Raw genomic sequence first — 20,773 nt, 5'->3', positions numbered from 1 at the left:
TACGTAACTACTTCAAGGGAGCCATGGGATGACCCAGAGCCGCGTCGCTGACGCCACGGAATCGATCGACCTGTCGACAACTGCCGGCAAGATCGCCGAGTTCCGTCGCCGCGAGGCCCTCGCCCAGGCACCCTCGGGCCAGGAAGCGATCGAAAAGCAGCACGCCCGCGGCAAGCACACCGCCCGCGAGCGCATCGAGATGCTGATGGACGAAGGCTCGTTCGTTGAGTTCGACGCCCTGGCCGTGCACCGCACCTCCGCCTTCGGGATGGACAAGAAACGACCGCTGGGCGACGGCCTGGTCTCCGGCTACGGCACGGTGGACGGGCGCCAGGTGGCGGTCTACTCGCAGGATTTCACCGTCTACGGGGGTTCGCTGTCCCAGGTCAACGGCGAGAAGATCGTCAAGGTGCAGGAATTCGCGCTGCGCAACGGCTGCCCCGTGGTCGGCATCCTCGACGGCGGCGGCGCACGCATCCAGGAGGGCGTGGCCTCGCTGGCGATGTTCGCCGACATCTTCCGCAACAACGTCCATGCCTCGGGCGTGGTCCCGCAGATCTCGCTGATCATGGGCCCGAGCGCCGGAGGCGCGGCGTACTCCCCCGCGCTGACCGACTACGTGATCATGGTCGACAAGACCAGCCACATGTTCATCACCGGCCCTGACGTGATCAAGACCGTCACCGGCGAGGAAGTGGACATGGAGACCCTGGGCGGGGCGCGCCAGCACAACGCCACCACCGGCACCGCCACCTACCTGGCAACCGACGAATCCGACGCCATCGAGTTCTGCAAGGAACTGCTCGAGTTCCTGCCCTCGAACAACATCTCCGACGCCCCGGCCACCGAGTTCGACGAGGAGCTCGAGCTGACCGCCGAGGACCTCGAACTGGACACGCTGATCCCGGACTCGGCCAACCAGCCCTACGACATGCGCAAGGTCATCGAGCACATCGTGGACGACGGCATCTTCCTGGAGATGCAGTCGCTCTACGCGCCGAACGTGATGATCGGCTACGCCCGCGTCGAGGGCGCCACCATCGGCATCGTGGCCAACCAGCCGATGCAGTTCGCCGGAACGCTCGACATCGCCGCCTCCGAGAAGGCGGCCCGCTTCGTGCGCAATTGCGACGCCTTCAACATCCCGCTGCTCACCCTGGTCGATGTGCCGGGCTTCCTGCCGGGCAAGGACCAGGAGTTCCAGGGCATCATCCGCCGCGGTGCCAAGCTGCTCTACGCCTACGCCGAGGCCACCGTGCCGAAACTGACGGTGATCACGCGCAAGGCCTACGGCGGGGCGTACATCGTGATGGGCTCCAAGAAGCTCGGCGCGGACATCAACCTGGCCTGGCCGACCGCGCAGATCGGCGTCATGGGCGCCCAGGGCGCGGTCAACATCCTCTACCGCCGCGACCTGGCCGCGGTCGAGGCCGAGGGCGGGGACGTGGAGGCACGCCGCACCGCGATCATCGAGGGCTACGAGGCCGAGCTGCTGAATCCCTACCAGGCCGCGGAGCTTGGCTACGTCGATGCGGTCATCGCCCCCTCGGAGACCCGCCTGCAGATCGTGCGCGGGTTGCGCGCCACGCGCGACAAGCACGCCTCGCTGCCGGCCAAGAAGCACGGGAACATCCCGCTGTGACCGGCGGCCGGAACATGCATCCCGCTGCCCAGGCCCGGGCCGCGGCGCTGTCCATCACCCGCGGGAACCCCACGGCCGAGGAAATCGCGGCCCTGGCCGCCGTGGTTTCCGTGCTGGTGTCCCAGGAACCCTCCGCAGCGCTGCCCTCGGGCACGGAGCTGCGCCGCGGGCGCATCCGCCGGCGCCGCGAACTGACCGGGGCTCCGCTGCCCTGGAAGGTCGGGCGGCACTAGCCAGGTCCCCGGCTCCCCCTCGAACCGGGGACCGGCAACGGCATGGCGGGGGCGGAGCACGGCACGTAGGCTCGCCCTGCGTGCCACGCACCGCCCTCTGCTCGTGGAATCCGGTGCGTGGAAACCTGCCCCGAGGTGCTGCCCGGCGTGCCCGGTGGTGCCCCCCATGCGAAATTGGTCGTGGAATATCTTCAACAACGCTTTCAGAAGCGTTTAGGCTGGTGCCATGACCAACACCACAGCCGTGCGCACCCCCAGCGCCATCGATGCCGTCGCCAACGAGTACTTCGCCCGCCTGCTCGAGCTCGTCCCGGAGTTCGCCACCGAGCTGGGCCTGCCCGGCAACGAGGCCGCCTACTCCGACTACTCGCCCTCCGGCGTGGCAGCCCAGACCGCCGCGGCCCGCGAGGCCCTGGCCAAGCTCGAGCCCCTAGCCCCGGTGGACGCGATCGATGCGACCACGCTCGACGCGATGAACGAGCGCCTCGGGCTGGACATCGAGATCGCCGAGACCCGGCGCACCGAGCTGAACAACATCGCCTCCCCCGCCCAGGACCTGCGCGCCATCTTCGACTTGATGCCGCAGGAGACCTCCGCCGACTACGGGTTCATCGCCGAGCGGATGCACAACCTGCCCGCAGCGATGGACGGGTACATCGCCTCGCTGCGCGATTCGGCGGCCCGCGGACTCGTCGCAGCCTCCCGGCAGGTGAAGATCGTCATCAGCCAGGGACGGGAGTACGCCAAGGAAGGCGGCTTCTTCGACGCCCTCGCCGCCGCCGGCACGAATGTCGACCCCGGACTTGGCGAGCGCCTGGCCGGCGGGGCGGCGGCCGCCAACGCCGCCTACCTGCGCCTGGCCAAGGTGCTCGAGTCGGAGCTGCTGCCGCTGGCGCCGGAAACGGACGCCGTGGGCCGGGAATACTATGCGCTGATGTCCCGCCGCTTCCTGGGTGCCGCGGTCGATCTGGAGGAGACCTACGCCTGGGGCGTGAATGAACTGGCGAACATCATCAAGGAGCAGGAGCGGGTGGCCGAACAGATCCGCCCCGGAGCCTCCATCGCCGAGGCCAAGGAGGTCCTGAACCAGGATCCCGCACGCCAGCTGGCCGGGACCGACGCGTTGCAGGCCTGGATGCAGGAGAAGTCCGACGCGGCGTTGCTGGCGCTGGCCGGCACGCACTTCGAGATCCCCTCCCCCATGGACCAGATCCAGTGCATGATCGCCCCCACCCAGGAAGGCGGCATCTACTACACCGGGCCCTCCGAGGACTTCAGCCGCCCGGGCCGCATGTGGTGGTCGGTGCCCGAGGGAGAGGACCAGTTCACCACCTGGTCCGAGCTGACCACCGTGTACCACGAGGGCGTTCCGGGCCACCACCTGCAGGTGGCCACCGCCGTCATGTCCCGCGACACGCTCAACGACTGGCGCCGGCATGCCTGCTGGGTCTCGGGGCACGGCGAGGGCTGGGCGCTGTACGCCGAGCGGCTCATGCACGACTTGGGGTACCTGGCGGATCCGGGCGACTACCTGGGCATGCTCGATGCCCAGCGCATGCGCGCCGCGCGCGTCGTCTTCGACATCGGCGTCCACCTGGGGCTTCAGATTCCCGAGGCCTGGGGCTCGGGGACCTGGGACAGCGAGTCAGGCTTCGCGTTCCTGGAAAAGAACCTGGACATCTCGGCCGGACAGCTGGAATTCGAGTTCAACCGCTACCTGGGTTGGCCGGGCCAGGCGCCGGCGTACAAGGTCGGACAGCGCCTGTGGGAGCAGATCCGCGACGAGCGTGCCGCCCGCGCCGGGGACGGGTTCGACCTGAAGGCGTTCCACACCCAGGCGCTGGGGCTTGGTTCGGTGGGGCTGGACACCCTGCGCCGGGCCCTGCTGGCGTAGCCCGGGGGTCCTGTCCTCCCCCGGTTCGGACAATCGGTGCCCGGCCGCAGCCTTGAAGGCCGGGCACCGATTTGGCGGCATCTTGGCACCGAAACCCGTCCTGGTGAAATTTTCGAGCCTGATTAGGTGTTTTGCATGCGTTCCGGATACCCTGCCGGACATTTTATCCATTTGCGTTGGTTTGAGGGTGAAGGCAAGGGTGAAACCGCGCATCGACACTGATATCCGGCTTGATTACCTGCGATAGTTGGTCATGTTGCTGCAGAACACGTCGAGGTGACCACAACCCGGGAAACCGGAAAACTCCACTTCGCGTACAAAAGCGTTCACCGCTGGGGAAGTTCGCAGTGCGGCATGGATGCATTGCTTGGGGGCTGCATCGGTGCCGATGGGGGAATGTTTCGAGTTGTGTTTGGTGGAAACCCTGCCCCCGCCCGGGGCACCGCATGCCACCGGGCCCTTCGGATTTCACCTTGCGGACCGTGCCGCTTCCGGACCCACGGTCCGCACTTTCCTAATCGGCCGCTTCGACGTCCTTGCTCGGGATCAGCCCCTGCACGCGTGCCGCTTCCAGTGCGGAGGCGCGGTCGGACACCCCCAGCTTCCGGTAGATGCTACGCAACTGGCTCTTGACGGTGTTCACGGAGACGAATTGCCGCTCGGCGATCTCGGCAGCGCTCCCGGTGGAAACCAGCTCCCCCAGCACCGCCAGCTCGCGGGCGCTGAGCACCGCACGTCCCAGGCCGCCGGGGATGTTCGAGACGGTGTTCGGATCGACCTTCAGCGTGATGCCCAGTTCCCTGGCTTCGGCGAGTATCCGCTCCAGATCCGGGGCGGGCAACAGGTTCAGGGCCATGCCCAGGCCGTATTCCTCGCTCAGCGCGGCCACCATGCGAAGGGCCCCGCCGACGGCGCGGCGGTTGTTTTGCTGCAGGGTTGCGGCCAGGACCAGGACCGCCTGCCGGAAGCGGGTGCGTGGTTGCACGACCGCTCCCAGCGAGGTGCAAAGCCGCAGGACTTCCGCGGCATCCCCCTGGGCCAGGCGCACGCGCGCCTGCATCAAGGTCCGCGACGTTTCCGAGACGGACTTGGCGGCGACCCTCAACGCATTGACCGGATCACCCACCGCCAGGTTCAGCAGGCAGGAGGCCGAAACCAGCATCTGCTTGCCGTATTTCTGCGCGACGGGTTGTTCGCGTTCGCGCCCCAGGTAGCCCTGCATCCGCACCAGGGACGCCGTCGTTTCGCCGGTGACCACTGCCAGTATCGCCTCGGCCAACCGGATGGCCGGCCAGAACTCGTTGTTGTGCTGGTCGATGCGCAGCAGTTCCACCCAGCGTGCGGCATCCTCGAAACGCTGTTCCTCCATGGCGCACACGAAGGACGCGGCCCTGAAGGGGGTGGCGAAGTAGGCGCTGGTGGCGGGATTGGCCCAGTGTTCAGGCAAGGACTCGGCCAGCAGTGCCGACGCCTTGTGGATGTCCCCGCTGAGTGTATAAAAATAGGCTTGGACCGTGGTTGCGTAGTGGTCGTTGTCTGCCCGGTTGTGCCGCTGGTCTGCGGAGACCCCCAGCTCGGCGGCGATGAGCGCCTCGTCGTGGGCACCGCCGGCCTGCAGGCCCAGTGCCAACTGGACGAGCATCGGGCCCTCGAACGGCCCCAGGTCGTCGCGCTGCCCCGGGTCCATGTCGCGGTGCAGGGCGAGGGCGCTGCGTGCGGTCTTGACCGACAGCTCGCCGATGCCGCTGAGCCTCGCCGCGACCGATTCGATCAGGACCATGACCATCTTGTCCGCGGGCGGGGCATTGCGCCCCACCGTGCGCGCACCGGTGGCGGCCAGGGCCAGCAATTCCAGGGTCTTGAGCTTGAACTTGCCGGTGGCGCTGTAGGCGATGGCCAGGCAGATGGCCAGCAGCGGGTACCGCGCCAGCACCGTCAGGGGCAGTTCGTCCAGCAGCACCGACCCGCGGGTGCCCAGTTCCCCCTCGAGGTATTCGTCCGCATGCATGCGCAGGATGTCGGAGGCCAGCTGGTGGTCCGGCGCGGCCAACGCGTGGCGCAGCGCCCGGAACGCGGACCCATGGGTCATCTCGTACCGTGCGCAAATCTGGTGCAGCGAGCGCAGCCGGTCCTTGTCCGAGGCCAGGCAGGTGCTTGTCAGCACCCGGCGCAGCACGGGGTGCAGGCAATATTCGTCGTCGGGGTTCCTCGATGAGCGATAGACCAGGCCCCTGCTCTCCAAATCCGGCAGCCATGCCGCGAGGTGGTCTTCGGCCACGAGCGGCAGCAACTCCCGGGGCACCGTGGTGGGCACGGCGAGCACCGCAAGGAAGTCGAGCTGTCCGGGCTCGAGCGCTTCGCCTTCCAGCATCGCCTTCAGGTCGCGGTCCACCGCGGCATTCACTTCGGCCAGAAACGCCCGGGCCGGCGGGTCCAGTTCCAGCAGTGCAGGCGTCGGCTGGCCCAGTGGCGAAGCGTGCTTGCCCGGTTTAACCCGCGCCGGCTCCGGAGCGCGCATGGTCTGCGCCCGGAGCTTGGCCATGCGCATGAGTTCCGGTGTGCCGCACAAATCTAGGCACAACGGCTCGGCGAAGCGCTCGAGCACGCTACCCCGAAAATAGTCCGCCGCCTCATCTGGGGTAAAGCGGAATTCATGTGGCGGAACCACGGCCACTTCGAACGGCAGCAGCGTGCGCCGGCGCTCGAGGTCAAGGTATTCGTTGGTGAGCACCAGCGCGCGTCGCCCGGGATGCCCGTGTGCCATCTGCTGCACGAAGCCGGTGAGCCAGCCGTTGAACGCGGCGGTGCAGTCCTCGAGTACGACCAGGTGCGAGTCCGGGGCGGCGGCCGCCTCATAGTGCTTGGCCAGCACGAGATCCAGCGGCTCCTCGAGTTCGCTGCATTTGATCCAGCTCCAGCTCCGGGCCTGGGGATCACGCCGGGACAGCCAGTCGCGAACGGCGACGCGCTTGCCGGCGCCGCGCGGTGCCCTGGCGATCACCGCCGAAGATGCCACCGCCTGTTCAAGCAGGCGCTCGAGGCGTGGCCTGGACAGCGTGTCGTCGAATTTTCCCCAGGTCATGCGTTCCGGCCTCCGTTCCCCAGCTGCGATTCATCGGGCCCGGAGTACTGCATTTTCCGCGGGCACGAACAAATAACACACAAACCGATTGGTTGAAAGCCCAGCTTAACACCGGGGCGCATCGCTATGTAATGGAACACAAATTCCCCGAAACAATCCGCTGGGGAGGACTTTTGCGTAACATTGCTCAATGCTGGCTGTCCTTTGCTAGGGTCCACCGCCTAGCTTCTTATCGTGACTACCTCCAATACGACGCCCACGAGGCGCATCCCGGCTTGGGCCACCGCGTTCGGCCCGCAAATCATCGTCGCCCTGGTCCTGGGCCTGGTCCTGGGCCTGCTGGCCAAGTACACCGGGCACACCAAGGAGACCCCCACGGGCCTGGGCACGACCCTGGCCACGCTCGGCTCCAGCTACATCTCGCTGCTGAAGGCGGCGGTCATCCCGCTGATTTTCTTCGCGGTCGTGGCTTCCATCGCCAACCTGTCCAAGGTGACCAATGCGGCACGCCTGGCCTGGCAGACCATCCTCTGGTTCGCCATCACCTCGGCAATCTCCGTGGTCATCGGCATGGTGCTGGGCACCGTGCTGCGCCCGGGATCCGGCACCGGCCAAGGCGCCCCTCCCGAATACGACGGGCGCACCGGTGACTGGTGGGCGTTCCTGACCGGGCTCATCCCCTCGAACTTCCTGGGCCTCGGAGCAACGACCAAGATTGCCGAGGGCGGGGACGCGACCACGGCGCTGAGCTTCAACGTGCTGCAGGTGCTGGTCATTGCCATCACCGTGGGCATCGCGGCACTCAAGGTGGGCGACGCCGCCCGCCCGTTCCTGGACTTCTCCGCCGCCACCCTGGCCGTCATCCAGAAGGTCCTCTGGTGGATCATCCGCCTGGCCCCGCTGGGTACGGTGGGCCTGATCGGCAACGCCGTGGCCACCTACGGCTGGGACACCATCGGCGCGCTGGGCAAGTTCACCCTGGCCATCTACATCGGACTGGCGCTGGTGATCTTCGGCCTCTACCCGGTGCTGGTCCGCGCCCACGGCCTGAGCATCAAGCAGTACTTCTCCGGCGTGTGGCCCGCCGTGCAGCTGGCCTTCGTCTCCCGCTCCTCCATCGGCACCCTTCCGCTGACCCAGCGCGTGACCGAACGCAACCTGGGCGTACCCTCGGGCTACGCCTCCTTCGCCGTGCCGCTGGGCGCCACCACCAAGATGGACGGCTGCGCCGCGATCTACCCGGCGATCTCCGCGATCTTCGTCGCGCAGTTCTTCGGCATCGACCTGGGCCTGACCGACTACCTGTTGATCGCCATGGTCTCGGTGCTGGGCTCGGCCGCCACGGCCGGAACCACCGGCGCGGTGGTCATGTTGACCCTGACGCTGTCCACCGTCGGACTGCCGCTGGCCGGCGTCGGACTGATCCTGGCCGTCGACCCGATCCTGGACATGGGCCGCACCGCGGTCAACGTCGCCGGGCAGGCCCTGGTTCCGACCATCGTCGCCAAGCGCGAAGGCATCCTCGACGAGGAGCTGTACAACGCACCGCGCCACGGCGACCCGTTCAACGACGAATTCAAGGCGGCCACAGAAGCCGCCGAATCCACCGATGCCCAGGCGCGCGAGCTGCAGCCGGCCCAGGCCAATTAGCCGCAACGCCGTGCGGTAGTCACGATTTTTCCACCAGGGCGGGTCGCCTGGTTCCCGGGATGCAACATCCCCGGGCACCGGGCGGCCCGCCCTTTGTTGTGCCCGGGAACTGCCCCCTGTCGGGGAGCCGACAGGAAATCGCCAAGAAAATTGCACGGCATGCAAGTTTGCACGTAGTGTAGAAAGGTGAGTCCCTCCCCCACGCCCCCGCCCTCGCGGCGCGAACTGAACAAGGCAGCCACCCGGGCGGCCATCGTGCAGGCGGCCTTCGGCCAACTGGAATCCGCCGGCTACGCCGCACTGACCGCGGAGTCCGTTGCCGACGCCGCCGGGGTCTCCCGCCGCACCTTCTTCAACTACTTCCCCTCGATCGAGGCGGCCCTGAACGAGCCGACCAAGCTCTTGCTGGAAAACGCCGTGGCCGTGCTCGACGAGCTGGACCCGGAGCTGGACCTGCTCTCCGCCGCGGTGACGACGGTCGAATCCCTCGTGGACCCGGCCCTGCTCGAACCCATCGCCAACCTGTACCTGTTGGCCTCCGAGCACCCGCAGATGGCCCGAATGCAGCTGGAGGCATGGAACGACTGCGCCGAGGCGCTCACCGGGATCATCACCGCCCGCGCCCGGCACGGCACCCCGCTGGCCGCCACGGTCTTCGCCCACTGCGTCATCGGCGCCGGCAAGGCCGCCTTCGCCCAGTGGTCCCGCGAGCTCGCCGCCACCCCGGACCCCGCCGATCCGCGCCGCACGCACCTGCTGCGCGCCACCCTCGCCGAGGCCATCGCCCAATTGCGCGACGGCTTCCCCTCCCTGCAACAACGTGCACAGCACACACGAAAGGCCTAAGAGACCATGGCTTCCTTCCTTTACCGACTGGGTGCACTGGCCTACCGCAGGCGCTGGGCCGTGGTGGGCATCTGGGCCGTCCTGCTGCTGGCCATCGGCCTGTGCGCCGGCGCCTTCATGGGCAAGCTGTCCAACACCTTCACCATCCCCGGCACCGAAACCCAGCGCACGCTGGACCGGATGAAGGTCGAGATGCCCGAGCTGGCCGGCGGCAGCGGGTCGATCGTCTTCCGTTCCCAGGACGGCGAGGCGCTGAGCCCAACCCAGCACCGGGCCATCGAATCCTCGCTGGAAGACTTGGCCTCCCAGTCCGGGATCACCGAGGTCGCCAAGCCCTTCGAGCTGCAAAAACAGCTCGACGAGGCCAAGCCGAAGCTCGCCGAGGGGCAGGCCAAGCTCGACGACGCCGCCAGGCAACTGGCCGACGGCAAGAAGCAGCTGGCGGACGGCAAGAAGCAGCTGGCCGAGGCGCAGGACGACCTCGACTCCGGGCGCCTGCAGCTGGGCGATGCCAAGAAGGAAATCGCCGAAGGCCGCACGAAACTGGCCGCAGGACAGGCGAAGCTCGATGCCGCCGCCAAGGAACTGGCCACCGGCGCCGCCGCGCTCAGGAACGGGCAGGGCCAGCTGGCAGCCGGGCAAAGGAAGTGGGATGCGGGCAACCGCGAGTACCAGGCCGGGGCGAAGCAGATCGCCGATGGCCGCAAGGCACTGGCCGCCGGCCAGGCGAAGCTCGATGCCGCTGCCAAGGAACTGGCCACCGGGCGGGCACAGTACGACGCCGGCATGAAGGCCATCCTGGAGGGCAAGTCCCGGGCCACCGTGGAGAAGCAGCTGGCAGCCGGCAAGCAGCAGGCCGCCGCGGGGCTGGCCACGCTGGATGCGGGGATCAAGGACCTCGATGCCGGGATCACCTCGACGAAGCAGCAGCTCCAGGCTGCGAAGACGGCGCTGAAGAATGCCGACACCGACGCGAAGAAGCAGGCCGCCGAGCAGGACATCGCCACGCTGGAGGAAACGCTCACGACCTTGAACGGCCAAAAAGCCGAGCTGCTCAAGCAGAAGGAGTCCCTGGAAGCCATGCTGGCCCGGGTTACCCAGGGCCTCGAGGGCCTGAAGGCCCTGGACGCCGCCAAGGCGAAGCTCGATGCCGGGGCCAGGGAACTGGCCACCGGGCAGGCGACGCTGAAGGCCAAGCAGGCCGAACTGGAGGCGGGCGCCGCGAAGCTTCCCGCAGCCAAGGCGAAGCTGGACGCGGGGGCCAAGGAACTGGCCACCAACCGCTCCAAGATGCAGGCCGCAGCGGCCGAGATCTCCGCCGGCCGGGCGCAATTGCGTGCCGGGCAGGCCGAGATCGACACGAATGCCGACAAGCTGGCCGCGGGCCAGCAGGCCATCGAGGAGAACCAGGCCAAGCTTCTCGCCGGGCAAAAGACCGTGGACGAGAAGACCGCGGCCCTGCCCGATGCCGAGGAGAAGCTTGAGGCCGGCGCCAAGGACCTGGCTTCGGGCCGCGCCGAACTGGCGTTCGCCGAGCGCCAGGCCGGTGCCTCGGCGGGCATGCGCTTCATCTCCGCGGACGGTTCCACCGCCGTGGCGCACGTGACGTTCGTTGGCTCGACCGACGCGCTTTCCACTGCGCAGCGCGCCGACATCCAGTCCATTGCCGCAGCACCCGAGGCCGCCGGCGTCGAGGTGCTCTTCTCCAAGGAGATCCTGCAGGACCTCTCCTCGATCTTCGGGGCCGCGGAAATCATCGGCCTGGCCGTGGCCGCCGCGGTGCTGCTGGTCATGCTCGGCACGCTGGTCGCCGCCGGGCTGCCGCTGCTCATGGCGGTGCTCGGCGTGGGCGCAGGCGTCGGCGGAACCCTCGCGCTGTCCTCGCTCATCGACATGGCCTCGATCACCCCGGCCTTGGCGTTGATGCTGGGGTTGGCGGTGGGCATCGACTACTCGCTGTTCATCGTGCACCGGCACCGCCGCCAGCTGCTTCAGGGCGTGCCGCTGGGCGAATCCATCGCCCGGGCAACCGGCACCAGCGGCAACGCCGTGGTGTTTGCCGGGCTGACCGTGGTCATCGCGCTGTCCGCGCTGGCCGTGCCGGGGCTCCCGTTCCTGGCCGTGCTGGGCTTCTCCGCCGCGTTCACCGTGATGATGGCGGTGCTGATCGCCATCACGCTGACCCCGGCGCTGCTGGGGATCATCGGCAACCGTCTGGTGTCCAAGCGGGCCTGGGCCCGCCGGGATGCGGCCGGCGCGGCGCAGACCCGGGCGCCGCGCAACGACGCGGGCAACCGCGGCTGGGGCGCGGTGGTCACCCGCCGCCCGTGGATCGCCGCCATCGCGTCCATCGCGCTCCTGGCCATCGTGGCGCTGCCGGCCCTGCAGCTGCGCACCGCGCTGCCCGACGGCAGCGCCGAACCGGTGGATTCGGGCGCCTACAAGGCGTACGAGCAGATGAGCGACGCGTTCGGGGCCGGCTACAACGGCCCGCTGCTGGTGCTCGCCGACCTGCCGGCCGGGCTCGATGCCCGTGGCGCGGATGCGGCGAACCTCGATGTTGCCGACGCCGTGCGCAAGATCCCGGGCGTCGTGGCCGCGATCCCGGTGCAGGTCAACGACGCACGGAACCTCGGTGCGATCCAGGTGATCCCGGATGCGGGGCCGGCCAGCGCCGAGACCGAGGCCCTGGTGCACGCGCTGCGCGACGCGTCTCCCGGGATCGAGCAGGCGACGGGTGCGCACATTGCGGTCACCGGACAGGTCGCCGCGCAGGTGGACGTCTCGGAGAAGCTCGCCGAGGCGCTGCCGATGTACATCGGCATCGTCGTGGGCCTCTCGCTGATCCTGCTGCTGCTGGTCTTCCGCTCGGTCGTGGTGCCGCTGCTGGCCACCGCCGGCTTCCTGCTCTCGCTGCTGGCAGCCTTCGGCGCCACCGTCGCGGTCTACCAGTTCGGCTGGCTGGGCGACTTCTTCGACGTGAACGTGCCGGGGCCGATCATGAGCTTCCTGCCGATCCTGCTCACCGGCATCCTGTTCGGGCTGGCCATGGACTACCAGGTGTTCCTGGTCGCCGGCATGCGCGAGTCCTTCGCACACGGGCAGCCGGCGCGCGCCGCGGTGCGCTCGGGCTTCGCCCACTCCGCGCCGGTGGTCACCGCCGCCGCGCTGATCATGACCTCCGTGTTCGCCGGGTTTGTGTTCTCGCACCTGACGATGATCCGCGCGATCGGGTTCTCGCTGGCGATCGGGGTGCTCTTCGATGCGTTCATCGTGCGCATGACGCTGACCCCGGCGATCATGCACCTGCTGGGGCACCGCGCCTGGTACATCCCGCGCTGGCTGGATAGGATCCTGCCGGACGTGGACGTGGAGGGCTCGAAGATCGCCGCGCTCGCCGCCGATGGGCAGGACGGGCACGCTGCTCCGGATCCGGGCCACGGCGACGGGCACGGGCCGCAGGCGCCCTCGGCCCGGGATACGGTTGATGCATGAGCCAGAACCTGAACCCCAGCACCAACGCCACCGCCACCGATCCGCGCGGTGAAATCGAGAACCCCGAGGACCTGCCCTTGCTGGTTCTGGCCTCGGCCTCCCCCGGACGGGCCAAGGTGCTCACCGACGCCGGCATCGACTTCGCCGTCCAGGTCTCCGCGGTCGACGAGGACGCGGCACTGGCAAGCGCCGTCGAGCGCCTTGGCGAGCTGGGACCGGCCGACACCGCGCTGCTGCTGGCCAAGTCCAAGGCCGAGGACGTCGCCTCCACGGATGAGGCCGACGGTGCGGTGGTGCTGGGCTGCGACTCGGTCTTCGAGTTCGAGGGCGTCATCTACGGCAAGCCGCAAACCGCGGAAGTCGCCACCGAACGCTGGGCGGCGATGAGCGGGAAGTCCGGGATCCTGCACACCGGGCACTGGCTCATCGACAACCGCTCCGAGGAAGACGGGGACGGCGGCTCCGGGGCGACCATCGGCGCAGTCTCCTCCACCCGCGTGGACTTCGAGCAGGTCGATGCGGAGGAGATCGCCGCGTATGTGGCCACCGGCGAGCCGCTGCCGTGCGCCGGCGGGTTCACCATCGACGGGCGCGGGGCCGCCTTCATCCGCGGCATCGAGGGCAACCCGCACACCGTGATCGGGCTGAACGTGGCCACGCTGCGCGAGCTGCTGCACGAGGCCGGACTGTCGATCTCCGACGTCTGGGTCTAGCCACGCCTTGCACCGTCCGAGGGGCCCGCACCGACACCCGGTGCGGGCCCCTCGGGCGGTTAACGCGCCGAAGCGGGTGCCCAATGCCCGAAGCGGATCCCTCACACGATGAGCCGTGAAATATTTCCAGAAACCGATTTCCATGATGGCAAGTGGTTTCTGGGTTGGGTGGACACGCCAACCGGGAGGACCGCCCGCATGAACACGCCCACCAACACCAGGAACAGCAACCGGGGCCGCAGCAGCGCAGTGCGCCTGGCTCAGCTTCGCCGCGGGAATTGCCTGCATGGCGGTCCCGGTCACCTGTGGACCGTCCAGGGACAGCGCCGGAATGGTCGTCATGGGCTCCTCGATGGGGGCCATGCTCGGTGCGGTGTGGGCGTCAACGGGCGCCGCCACCCGAATGAAGGCACCGGCACAGCCCTGGGCCCCTCCCCGGCCTCGGGAGCCACCGGCCGCAACGCGCGACTCCGGGGCGCTTCGCACCTCGTGCCGCAGCAGTTGCTGCAACGGCTGGCTCTTGTAGGACTCCTACAAAGAAATCACGACCTACTCCCGACACAGGGGGTTTTGGGGGTGCACATCCCACAAACGCAGGTAGGCTCCACAAGAGCATATTTAAGGAGATAGCCCCTGCCATGAGTCAGTTGACGAAGGTTCTCATCGCCAATCGCGGAGAAATCGCCGTACGCATCATCCGCGCCGCCCGCGATGAGGGGATTGGATCGGTTGCCGTGTACGCCGAACCGGACCGCGATGCCTTGCATTCCCGTCTGGCCGACGAGGCCTACTCCCTGGGCGGTTCCACCGCCGCGGAGTCCTACCTGGACATCGCCAAGATCCTCGAGGTCGCCAAGCGCTCCGGCGCGGACTCGGTGCACCCCGGCTACGGGTTCCTGGCGGAGAACGCCATCTTCGCCCAGGCCGTGATCGACGCCGGACTGACCTGGATCGGCCCCCCGCCGGCGGCCATCGACCAGCTGGGTGACAAGGTCCGAGCCCGCCACCTGGCCGAAAAGGTCGGTGCCCCGCTGGTGCCCGGCACCAAGGACCCGGTCTCATCGACCGACGAGGTGCTGGCCTTCGCCGATGAGCACGGGCTGCCGCTGGCCATCAAGGCCGCCTACGGCGGCGGCGGGCGCGGCATCAAGGTCGTGCGCAAGCGCGAGGAAATCGCGGAGTCCTACGAATCGGCGGTCCGCGAGGCGGTTGCCGCCTTCGGGCGCGGCGAATGCTTCGTCGAACGCTTCCTGGATGCCCCGCGCCACGTGGAGACCCAGTGCCTGGCCGACGTGCACGGCAACGTCGTGGTGGTTTCCACCCGCGACTGCTCACTGCAGCGCCGCAACCAGAAGCTCGTCGAGGAGGCCCCCGCGCCGTTCCTCACCGAGGAGCAGAACACCCGCCTCTACGAGGCGTCCAAGGCCATCATGCGCGAGGCAGGCTACGTAGGAGCGGGCACCTGCGAATTCCTCGTGGGCCAGGACGGAGTGATCTCCTTCCTGGAGGTCAACACCCGCCTGCAGGTCGAACACACGATCTCCGAGGAGGTCACCGGCATCGACCTGGTGGCCGAGCAGTTCCGGCTGGCCCGCGGCGAGGCGCTGGGCTACACCGACCCCGAGGTGCGCGGGCACTCCTTCGAGTTCCGCATCAACGGCGAGGACCCCGGGCGCGGCTTCATGCCGGCGCCGGGCACCATCACCACCATGAACCTGCCCACCGGGCCGGGCGTGCGCATCGACTCGGGCGTCGAGGCCGGGGAAACCGTCTCGGGGAACTTCGACTCGATGATCGCCAAGCTGATCGTCACCGGCGCCACCCGCGCCCAGGCCGCCGCCCGCGCCCGCCGCGCGCTGGACGAGTTCCGCATCGAGGGCATGCCCACGGTGCTGCCCTTCCACCGCGCCGTGATGGCCGATGAGGCGTTCACCCCGGAGTCGGGCCCGTTCTCCATCCACACCCGCTGGATCGAGACCGAGTTCTCCAACGAGATCCCCGCCTGGGACCCGGCCACCGCCGGCACCCCGGGTGAGGACGAGGGCCGCAACGCCATCACCGTCGAGGTCGGCGGCAAGCGCCTGGAGGTCGTGCTGCCTTCGTCGCTGGGCACCGTGTCCTCCTCGTCCAACGGCAAGACGCGGAAGAAGAAGCGTTCCTCGCGTTCCACCGCAGCCGCCGGCAGCTCAGGGGCGGACCTGGTCTCCCCCATGCAGGGCACCATCGTCAAGGTTGCAGTGGCCGACGGGGACACCGTCTCCGAGGGTGATTTGATCGTGGTCCTGGAGGCCATGAAGATGGAACAGCCGCTGACCGCGCACTGCGACGGCGTGGTCTCCGGGCTCAGCGCCGTTCCGGGCGACACCGTCTCGGCAGGGGCCGTGCTGGCCTCCATCGGCGACTGACACCGCACCGAACAACGCACCGAACAGGGCGGCCCGGTCTTCCTCGTGGAGACCGGGCCGCCCCTTTCGCGCCATCGTGCCACCGCTTGTCTTGTTGACGCCGGTTCGCTGAATTCCCGCCAATCCTCCGCGCGCGTTGCCTCGGGGGCGGGCATTCGGCCATAGGCTGGTGCCCATGTCAGCACAAGAGATGGCGGCGCCTGCGCCGGACCCGCGCACCGACCCGCCGCCGTGCGGCAGCGAGCGCGAAACCCTGCTGGGATTCCTGGACTACCAACGCCGCACCCTGGAGCTCAAGTGCACCGGGCTCGGCGCGGCGGAGCTGGGCACCCGCGCGGTGCCGCCCTCCGGGCTGTCGCTGCTGGGCCTGGTGCGGCACCTGAGCGACGTGGAGCGGTTCTGGGTCCGCGCATGCCTGGCCGGGGACCCGGCCCCGCCGCTGTACTGGGGCCCCGACGGGAACGACACCGATTTCGACTTCCCGGCAGCCGATGCCCGGATGGTGGCACTGTCCCTCGCCGCGTGGAAGGACGAGATGGCCTTTGCCGATGCCGCCCTGGGCTCCGAGCCGTTGAAGCGCGCGGTGGAGGCCGGGCACCACGGGACGGTGACTGTGCGCTGGATCCTGGTGCACCTCATCGAGGAGTACTCCCGGCACAACGGACACGCGGACCTGCTGCGCGAATGTCTCGACGGGACCGTGGGCGAGTAGCCCCGGCGTTAACGCACGCTGCCCGCCGTCCGTGTGGGGAAGGCGGGCAGCGTCGGCAGCCGGTGACTAGGAGACGTTGTTCTCGTAGTCGACGTCCTTGGTGTCCTTGGTCAGGAACAGGGCGACGAGCGTGAGCACCGCGGCCGCGGCGAGGTAGACCCCCACCCAGACGGTGTTGCCGCCGCCGAACTGCCACAGCGCGATGGCCACGAACGATGCCGGGGCCGCACCGATGACCGAGGACATGTTGTAGGCCACTGCCGATCCGGTGTAGCGCACATTCGAGGGGAACAGCTCGGGCAGGTAGGCCGCCATCGGCCCGAAGGTCAGGCCCATGAGCGTGAAGCCGATGACCAGGCCGGCCATCGCCGCGCCCTTGCCGGGGCCGAACATCAGCGTCCAGGTCGCGCCGAAGAGCAGGATGCCCAGGGTGACCCAGATCAGGAACTTGCGGCGGCCGAACTTCTCGGCCAGCGGGCCCGAGACCACGGTGAAGATGCCGAAGAAGACCACGCCGATGATCAGCATGGTCAGGAACTCGGGGCGGGCGATGCCCAGGCCCGGGACGAAGGCTGCCGCGTCGAACGCCTTGCCCTTGGCCTCGGCGGCGGCGCGGGCCACTTCCGCGGTGGCCGGGGAGGTGCCGTAGGTCAGCGTGAAGGCTGTCATCAGGTAGAAAAGCACGTACGTGGCCAGCATGATGAACGTGCCGGCCAGCGTCGGGCGCCAGTGGTACTTCATGGTGGTCTTGAACGGGGACTTGGCGACCTTCTTCTGGTCAACGACCTTGGTGAAGGCCACGGACTCGACCAGCTTCAGGCGGACCCACAGGCCCACGGCGACCATCACGGCCGAGAGGATGAACGGCACGCGCCAGCCCCAGGACATGAACTGCTCCGGGGTCAGGCCCAGCTGCAGGCCGACGAACATCAGGTTGGCAATGATGAAGCCGATGGGCGCGCCCAACTGCGGGAAGGTGCCGTAGATGGCGCGCTTGTTGGCCGGGGCGTTCTCGGTGGCCAGCAGCGCCGCTCCGGACCACTCCCCGCCGAGGGCCAGGCCCTGGGCGAAGCGCAGCAGCACCAGCATCAGCGGCGCCAGCACCACGAAGTTGCCCTGCGCCGGGGGCAGGAAGCCGATCAGGAAGGTGGCGATGCCCATCAGGAGCAGCGAGGCCACCAGGGTTCCCTTGCGGCCGATCTTGTCGCCGAAGTGCCCGAAGAGCACCGAGCCCACCGGGCGGGCCACGAAGGCCACGCCGAAGATCGCGAACGAGGACAGGATCGCGTTGACGTTCGAGGCGTTCGGGAAGAACAGCGTCGGGAAAACCAGCACCGATGCGGTCGCATAGGCGTAGAAGTCGAAAAATTCAATGGTGGTGCCGATGAGGCTGGCAAACAGCACGCGTCCGCGTGTGTTTTCCTTCGGTGCGACGACCGCGGTCTTGTTGGACATGGGCTCGTGATTCTCTTGGTGGGTTCCGGCAAGTTACTAGGGGACAAGTTTAGGCTGGATGTCCACCCTTCGGACAGTCCTTCCACTATCTGGACAAGTGTGCTGTGGGTCTCACCCGTTCCGAGGACCAGCATGCCACGTGACGGCCCCGATTGCGGGCTAAAGAGAACGAACCGCCGCAACGGGCACCAAGGTTGGCGCACATTGCGGCGGTTCGGCCACGGTGCCGGCGTACCGGCGGAAGGTCCCTAGAGGTGGACGTGGAGGCGGCGGGCCGCCTCGGAGATGGAGCCCGATAGCGAGGGGTAGACCGAGAAGGTTTCGGCAATGTCGTCGACGTGCAGCTTGTTGTGCACAGCCAACGCGATCGGGAAAATCAGCTCGGAGGCACGCGGGGCGACCACGACGCCGCCGATGACGGTTCCGGAGCCGCGGCGCGCAATGATCTTCACGAAGCCTTCGGTCACGTTCATCATCTTGGCCCGGGCATTGGTCGCCAGGTCCAGCTTGATGATGTCGGCCTGGTACTTGCCCTCGTCGACCATGCGCTCGGTGACGCCGACCGTGGCGATTTCCGGGGAGGTGAAGATGTTGGAGGAAACCTCGTTGAGCTTCAGCGGCTTGACCGAGTCGCCCAGCAGGTGCGCCATGGCAATGCGGCCCTGCATCGCGGAAACCGAGGCCAGCGCGAACACGCCGGTGCAGTCGCCCGCGGCGTAGACGTTGGTGGCGGTGGTGCGCGAGACGCCGTCGACCTGGATGTGGCCGGACTCGCTGAGCTTGATGCCTGCCTCTTCCAACCCGATGCCTGCGGTGTTGGGGATCGAGCCGACGGCCACCAGGCAGTGGCTGCCCTCGATGACCTTCCCGTCACCCAGTGTGACCTTGACGGAGTCGCCGACGCGTTCCACGGCCTCGGCGCGCGACTTGGCCACGACGTTGACGCCGTTGTTCTTGAACGCCTGCTCAAGCACTTCGGCGGCGTCGGCGTCCTCGCCGGGCAGCACGCGGTCGCGCGAGGACACCAGGGTGACCTTGGTGCCCAGCAGGTTGTAGGCCGAGGCGAATTCGGCGCCGGTGACACCGGAACCGATGACGATCAGGTGCTCGGGGATTTCCTTGAGGTTGTAGATCTGGGTCCAGTTGAAGATGCGTTCGCCGTCGGGAATCGCGGTGGGCAGTTCGCGCGGGTGCGCGCCAACGGAAATCAACAGGGCGTCGGCCTCGAGTGTCTCGGTGCTGCCGTCGGCGCGGGCAACCTCGACGGTGGAGGCGTCGAGCAGCCTGCCCTCGCCGATGACCACGCGCACCCCGACGCGCTCGAGGCCCACGTGGATGTCCGAGGACTGTTCCCGGGCCAGCTGAAGCAGGCGGGAGTTCACCACCGAAAGGTTGGTGGCCGTCGCGGTGTCGGAGTTGCCGACCTCGACGCCGAACTCGCGCGCCCCGGAGACCCGGCGCATGGCGTCGGCCGTGGCGATCAGCGTCTTGGACGGGACGACGTCGGTCAGCACGGCCGAGCCGCCCATTCCCGCTCGTTCGACGATGGTGACTTCGGCGCCGAGTTGGGCGCCCACCATCGCGGCCTCGTAGCCGCCGGGGCCACCGCCAAGGATTACCAGCCGGGGGGACTTGAATTCGCGTTGTGCACTCACGATCCCCCATTCTTCCCTACCGTGCGGTTAAGTGCACAACGCACACGCTGGGGGCCGCGCGGCAATCGGCCGCGCCCGGGGCCGGCGGGGCGCACCGGGCACCGGCCACCTGACAAGGCGGGGTTCCGCCGGTAGGTTTAACCCCGTGATCAACAACGAATCCGCCCCCTTTGACCTGGCCACCGCCGCCGCCGCCAAGATCGCCGAACTCACCGGCGTCCCGACCCACGACATTGCCCTGGTGCTCGGCTCCGGCTGGGGCGAGGCGGCGAACCTGATCGGCGAAACCACCCACCGCATCGACGCCACCGAACTACCCGGCTTCCACGCCGCCGCGGTGCCCGGGCACGTGGGCACGATTTCCTCGGTGCTCACCACCGGCGGCAAGCGCGTGCTGGTGCTCGGCGCACGCACCCACTTCTACGAGGGCCGCGGCGTGCGCGCCGTGGTCCACGGGGTGCGCACCGCCGCCGCCGCGGGAGCCAAGACCCTGGTGCTGACCAACGGCTGCGGCGGGCTGAACCCGGCCTGGGCCCCGGGCACCCCGGTGCTGATCTCCGACCACCTCAACCTCACCGGCACCTCCCCGCTGGAGGGTGCGACGTTCGTGGACTTGACCGACCTGTATTCCCCGCGCATCCGGGACCTGGCCCGCCAGGTGGACCCGTCCCTGGACGAGGGCGTGTACGCGCAGTTCACCGGACCGCACTACGAGACCCCCGCCGAGGTGCGCTACGCCAAGGTGATCGGCGCCGACCTGGTGGGCATGTCCACCGCGCTGGAAGCCATCGCCGCTCGCCACGCGGGCCTGGAGGTCTTCGGGATCTCGCTGGTCACCAACCTGGCCGCCGGCATCTCCGCCACCGCGCTGAGCCACGAAGAGGTCATCGAGGCAGGCCAATCCGCCGGCCCGCGGATCTCCGCGCTGCTGGCCGACATCGTCGCCAGGCTCTAGCCGCCGCTTCGCACCCCGCACCCAAGAACCCGTCGC

General features: G+C 68.4%; 13 protein-coding genes. 10 read left to right on the top strand and 3 right to left on the bottom strand.

Annotated elements, in window-relative coordinates; genetic code table 11:
* Positions 1-28 precede the first annotated feature (28 nt).
* The 3 genes from J2T21_RS02715 to J2T21_RS02705 all read left to right on the top strand — a co-directional run bounded on the left by J2T21_RS02715 (position 29) and on the right by J2T21_RS02705 (position 3,769).
* Positions 29-1,642 carry an acyl-CoA carboxylase subunit beta gene (locus J2T21_RS02715; protein WP_307578173.1) on the top strand — a complete coding sequence of 538 codons (1,614 nt, stop codon included), beginning with the start codon at positions 29-31 and terminating at the stop codon, positions 1,640-1,642.
* Positions 1,639-1,875: an acyl-CoA carboxylase subunit epsilon gene (locus J2T21_RS02710; RefSeq protein ID WP_307578171.1), complete on the top strand. Its 237-nt coding sequence runs from the start codon at positions 1,639-1,641 to the stop codon at positions 1,873-1,875. Before J2T21_RS02715 ends, J2T21_RS02710 begins: the two co-directional genes overlap by 4 nt.
* A gap of 226 nt (positions 1,876-2,101) precedes the next feature.
* Positions 2,102-3,769, top strand: coding sequence for a DUF885 domain-containing protein (locus J2T21_RS02705; protein WP_307578169.1), 1,668 nt, complete (start codon positions 2,102-2,104; stop codon positions 3,767-3,769).
* A 514-nt stretch (positions 3,770-4,283) separates the two neighbouring features.
* Here the strand turns inward: J2T21_RS02705 and J2T21_RS02700 are convergent.
* Positions 4,284-6,851 carry a response regulator transcription factor gene (locus J2T21_RS02700; protein ID WP_307578167.1) on the bottom strand — a complete coding sequence of 856 codons (2,568 nt, stop codon included), beginning with the start codon at positions 6,849-6,851 and terminating at the stop codon, positions 4,284-4,286.
* Between the two features lie 234 nt (positions 6,852-7,085).
* Here J2T21_RS02700 and J2T21_RS02695 point away from each other — a divergent pair, with 234 nt between their 5' ends.
* The 6 genes from J2T21_RS02695 to J2T21_RS02670 all read left to right on the top strand — a co-directional run bounded on the left by J2T21_RS02695 (position 7,086) and on the right by J2T21_RS02670 (position 16,672).
* A complete protein-coding gene (locus J2T21_RS02695) occupies positions 7,086-8,501 on the top strand; it encodes a dicarboxylate/amino acid:cation symporter (RefSeq protein ID WP_444939666.1) in 1,416 nt (471 codons plus the stop codon).
* Positions 8,502-8,687: 186 nt separating this feature from the next.
* Positions 8,688-9,347: a TetR/AcrR family transcriptional regulator gene (locus J2T21_RS02690; protein ID WP_307578165.1), complete on the top strand. Its 660-nt coding sequence runs from the start codon at positions 8,688-8,690 to the stop codon at positions 9,345-9,347.
* Positions 9,348-9,353: 6 nt separating this feature from the next.
* Positions 9,354-12,842 carry an MMPL family transporter gene (locus tag J2T21_RS02685; protein WP_307578163.1) on the top strand — a complete coding sequence of 1,163 codons (3,489 nt, stop codon included), beginning with the start codon at positions 9,354-9,356 and terminating at the stop codon, positions 12,840-12,842.
* Positions 12,843-12,913: 71 nt separating this feature from the next.
* The gene (locus J2T21_RS02680; protein ID WP_307578341.1) at positions 12,914-13,555 is read left to right on the top strand and encodes a Maf family protein; all 642 of its coding nucleotides are present in this window, start codon (positions 12,914-12,916) and stop codon (positions 13,553-13,555) included.
* A 638-nt stretch (positions 13,556-14,193) separates the two neighbouring features.
* A complete protein-coding gene (locus J2T21_RS02675; RefSeq protein ID WP_307578162.1) occupies positions 14,194-15,960 on the top strand; it encodes an acetyl/propionyl/methylcrotonyl-CoA carboxylase subunit alpha in 1,767 nt (588 codons plus the stop codon).
* A gap of 175 nt (positions 15,961-16,135) precedes the next feature.
* Positions 16,136-16,672: a DinB family protein gene (locus tag J2T21_RS02670; protein WP_307578160.1), complete on the top strand. Its 537-nt coding sequence runs from the start codon at positions 16,136-16,138 to the stop codon at positions 16,670-16,672.
* 66 nt (positions 16,673-16,738) lie between these two features.
* Here J2T21_RS02670 and J2T21_RS02665 read toward each other — a convergent pair whose 3' ends face one another.
* A complete protein-coding gene (locus J2T21_RS02665; RefSeq protein WP_307578158.1) occupies positions 16,739-18,127 on the bottom strand; it encodes an MFS transporter in 1,389 nt (462 codons plus the stop codon).
* 248 nt (positions 18,128-18,375) lie between these two features.
* On the bottom strand, positions 18,376-19,707 hold the full coding sequence (locus J2T21_RS02660) for an NAD(P)H-quinone dehydrogenase (RefSeq protein ID WP_373457879.1): 1,332 nt from the start codon (positions 19,705-19,707) through the stop codon (positions 18,376-18,378).
* Positions 19,708-19,927: 220 nt separating this feature from the next.
* Here J2T21_RS02660 and J2T21_RS02655 point away from each other — a divergent pair, with 220 nt between their 5' ends.
* A complete protein-coding gene (locus tag J2T21_RS02655; RefSeq protein ID WP_307578153.1) occupies positions 19,928-20,737 on the top strand; it encodes a purine-nucleoside phosphorylase in 810 nt (269 codons plus the stop codon).
* Positions 20,738-20,773 lie beyond the last annotated feature (36 nt).

The sequence above is a fragment of the Paeniglutamicibacter psychrophenolicus genome (genome assembly GCF_030812255.1).
GTDB lineage: Bacteria > Actinomycetota > Actinomycetes > Actinomycetales > Micrococcaceae > Paeniglutamicibacter > Paeniglutamicibacter psychrophenolicus_A.
The sequence above is the reverse complement of the archived record's forward strand: the minus strand, read 5'-3'. Positions and strand labels throughout refer to the sequence as shown.